Below are 3,555 nucleotides of genomic sequence, written 5' to 3' on the forward strand. Positions count from 1 at the left end.
CGGTTATAAGCATCTGCTGCCTTGCGAATCGCTTCGGCTTGCGTGGGATAGGGGTGAATAACCGTGGCAAGTGTTTTCAAGCCAACATTTCCTACCATCGCCAAGGTGACTTCGCTAATCATGTCACCTGCGTGTCTCGCCACAATGGTTGCACCTAAAATTTTATCGGTGCCTTTCTTGACGTGAATTTTAGCAAATCCTTCTTCTTCGCCGTCAGCAACTGCTCGATCCACCTCACTCAATGGAATGAAGTAAGTATCCACCTCCATTCCTTTTCCCAACGCCTCTTTCTCGTACATCCCCACATGGGCAATTTCTGGAGCAGTGTAGGTACACCAAGGCATTGTCAGCGTACTAAGTTTTTTGCGCCCAAAAAACAAACTATTCTGAATAACAATCCGGGCAGCGGCATCAGCAGCATGGGTGAATCTCCATTCCATACAGATATCACCAGCAGCATAAATGCGAGGGTTTGTTGTCTGAAGCTTGTCATTGACAATTACCCCTTTTTTGGTGTCATATTGTACGCCTACCGTCTCAAGATTTAAGCCTTCAACATTAGGCGCTCTCCCAACTCCGGCTAGGATTTCATCAACTGTTACTGAAGCTTCTTTTCCATTCGCTTCGTAATAAATAACTTTTCCAGCGCTGCTTGTTTCAACTCGCTTAATTTTGGACTGCAACATTAACTTAATCCCCTCCTGAATAAACGCCTGTTGCACAATTTCGGTTGCATCAGCATCCTCTTTGTCAAGAAGATGGGCATTTTTATGTAACAGCACCACTTCTGAACCAAGCCGCTGGAACGCCTGAGCCAGTTCGCAGCCGATAGGACCACCGCCAATTACTGCTAGTCGTTTTGGTCGTTCTGTGAGGGAAAATACGGTTTCGTAAGTGAGATAACCTGCCTCTTGTAACCCTTCAATCGGGAGATTAGCTGCACGCGCACCTGTAGCAATAACTGCTTTTTTAAAACGTAACTTCTTTCCCGCGACTTCGATAGTGTCAGAACTAGAAAACCGAGCATCTCCCAAAAATACATCGATACCCAACTTTTGAAATCTTTCCGCAGAATCGTGATGACTAATCCCGGCACGAATTCGCCGCAGCCGCTCCATCACGGCAGAAAAATCGACTTCTGTACCTTCAGGAACACGAACACCAAATTGCTCTGCATCCCGAATATCTGCAACAACACGAGAAGAGCGAATCATGCATTTCGAGGGAACGCAACCCACATTGAGGCAATCTCCACCCATCAAATGCTTTTCAATTAATGCGACTTTAGCTCCTAACCCGGCTGCACCAGCCGCTGTTACCAGTCCCGCAGTACCCGCTCCAATTACAACCAAATTGTAACGAGGTGCAGGTTCGGGATTCACCCAATCTGGCGGATGTACGTGAGCCACCAAAGTTTGGTTATAAACATCCATTGGCGACACAGTCACCCGATCAACTCCTAGCTGTGGCATTATAATTCCTCCTGATTAACGCTTTTTTCTAATGCTTTTCGAGCGATGCGCGTAACATAAATCGTCACAGCAACAGTGGCAATAAATCCAACGATGCGAACTACCCATTGGGCTATTTCAGTTTCAGGATTTTTGGGCTGTACTGCTCCAAGGGTGGCAATACTACCAGCTAAAGAACCGATATAAACATACATAATCGTTCCGGGAATCATGCCGATAGAGGCTAAAAAATAATCTTTCAGGGAAACTTGGGTGATTCCAAAAGAGTAGTTTAAAAGGTTGAAGGGAAAGATAGGTGAAAGCCGAGTTAAAAGAACAATTTTGAATCCTTCCTTGGCAACAGCTTGGTTGATAGCTTTAAATTTGGGATAGTTTTCTATTTGCTTGGAAACCCACCCACGAGACAAATAACGCCCCACGAGGAATGAAGCAGCGGCTCCTAAAGTGGCTCCGATGAAGACGTAAATTGAACCTAAAATTACACCGAAAACCACACCCGCTCCCAAGGTGAGGATGGAGCCGGGGATGAAGAGTACGGTGGCTAGGATGTAGAGGACAATAAAAGTCAGGGGTGCCCAAAATCCCAGGCTGTCAATCCACGCTAAAGCGCTCTTCAACTGTTCCTGGACATTAAAATATTTAGCTGCAAAGATGAGAGCAGCGATAAGAGCAGCAACTAGAAAAAAACCAAAAATCCGTTTTATCTTTGAACTGGAGGGGCTTTGTACTGATTCATTCTCCATAACCTACCTCAATAACACAGATATGGAAGCTGACTCTTAAAGATTAAGCTAATTTTTATAATAAAATTTGGCTGACAAATGATTTTTAGCTGAGAATTGATAATGATTTTATTAAAAAAATGTTAGATTTTTCTAAAAAGAAGCTTAAAATGTCTCGTAAAAACTATTCCTTTAGAAAGATGTGAAAAAGAAAAAGTAGAACTAGACAAAAGCTAGAATGGATGAAAGCTGAGATGTGTGGGGGAGTAAGGAGGCTACAAAATACTAGCTTCACCCAGATGCGATCGCTTGCGTTGGCGATTTAGTTATACCATTTCCATTTTGATGTACTACATGAAGCTCCTCCTAACCACCCAAGAGAATAAACGGAGAACAGATGTGTAGTATCAGCACCTTGAATTGGAATTGACTGTACGTAAAAAATCTAAGATGTTAACCGGAGACCTAAGGACATGGATGAGGAAATCATTAAACAACTGAATATGGAAGTTGAAGCGATGAGCTTCAACGAGTTAAACGAACTTGGCAATAGAGCAGTTAGTTTAGGGCTGATTTTGGGTCACGGCTATCGAAGTAACCAGTACGAAATCCTTCGCAAAAATGAGGTAGTCATGCTAACACCCAAAGAAGCAGCCGCTTATCTAAAAAAATTGATTGGAGAAGTTGGGGGCTAAATGATAATAGAGAATGGGAGTAAAATTTGGGATAGGAAAAGTGCATCTACCATTTACTTCCTAGTAACAGCTATCAATGACCCGAAATTAGCAATTATCAGTTTTTTATAAATTTGCAGACATGACAAATCAGCAAGTATTTATTTTCGAGGGAGAACGCGCCGGAAATTATGATAAAGAAATTCTTTTCTGGGTGCCTGGATATGAGCTGATACACGATTTGTTGCAGGCGGTGCTTCAAGTGCGCCTCCCGGAAGAGTCCTCACTGTTAATTTCTGGTTCGGGTTCGGGTAAAGAACTTGAGATTCTGGGTAAGGCAAATTCTTCATGGCGGCTGCTGGGAGTAGATCCGTCTCCGGAGATGATGAGCATTGCTAGCGATCGCATCCAGAAAGCCGGACTCCAAGAGCGCGTCAGCCTGCATCAAGGCATTGTGTCTGACTTACCTGAAGATATTTTGTATAACGCCGCCACGTTGATTCTAGTCATGCATTTTTTCCCCGATGACGGAACCAAGCTAGCAATGCTTCGCAGTATCGCTCAACGGCTCAAGCCAGGTGCTACTTTTGTGCTCGTGGATTCATACGGGGAGTCGAATTCGGGTCAAGTTGAACGAAAGTTTGAAATCCTGAAGAATTACGTTCTCAAAAAAGGTATTCCTCCAGA

General features: G+C 43.7%; 4 protein-coding genes. 2 read left to right on the forward strand and 2 right to left on the reverse strand.

Annotated features, from left to right (window positions below):
• Together H6F50_RS25365 and H6F50_RS25370 are read right to left on the reverse strand one after the other, a co-directional pair.
• The coding region (locus tag H6F50_RS25365; protein WP_190430832.1) for a mercuric reductase at positions 1 to 1,472 on the reverse strand (1,472 nt) is incomplete at its 3' end.
• Positions 1,472 to 2,215 (reverse strand): TVP38/TMEM64 family protein, encoded by a 744-nt coding sequence (locus H6F50_RS25370; protein WP_190430833.1) that lies wholly within the window; start codon positions 2,213 to 2,215, stop codon positions 1,472 to 1,474. The genes H6F50_RS25365 and H6F50_RS25370, both read right to left, overlap by 1 nt.
• Before the next feature lie 452 nt (positions 2,216 to 2,667).
• Here H6F50_RS25370 and H6F50_RS25375 point away from each other — a divergent pair, with 452 nt between their 5' ends.
• The gene (locus H6F50_RS25375; protein WP_190430834.1) at positions 2,668 to 2,889 is read left to right on the forward strand and encodes a hypothetical protein; all 222 of its coding nucleotides are present in this window, start codon (positions 2,668 to 2,670) and stop codon (positions 2,887 to 2,889) included.
• 121 nt (positions 2,890 to 3,010) lie between these two features.
• A partial coding sequence (locus H6F50_RS25380; protein WP_190430835.1) for a class I SAM-dependent methyltransferase occupies positions 3,011 to 3,555 on the forward strand: 545 nt, incomplete at its 3' end.

The organism is Coleofasciculus sp. FACHB-712 (genome assembly GCF_014695635.1).
In the GTDB taxonomy this organism is placed as follows: Bacteria; Cyanobacteriota; Cyanobacteriia; order Cyanobacteriales; family FACHB-T130; genus FACHB-T130.

Coding starts and splice junctions, on each gene's coding strand:
- H6F50_RS25370 (WP_190430833.1), bottom strand. CDS start 2,215: ATGGAGAATGAATCAGTACAAAGCCCCTCCAGTTCAAAGATAAAACGG.
- H6F50_RS25375 (WP_190430834.1), top strand. CDS start 2,668: ATGGATGAGGAAATCATTAAACAACTGAATATGGAAGTTGAAGCGATG.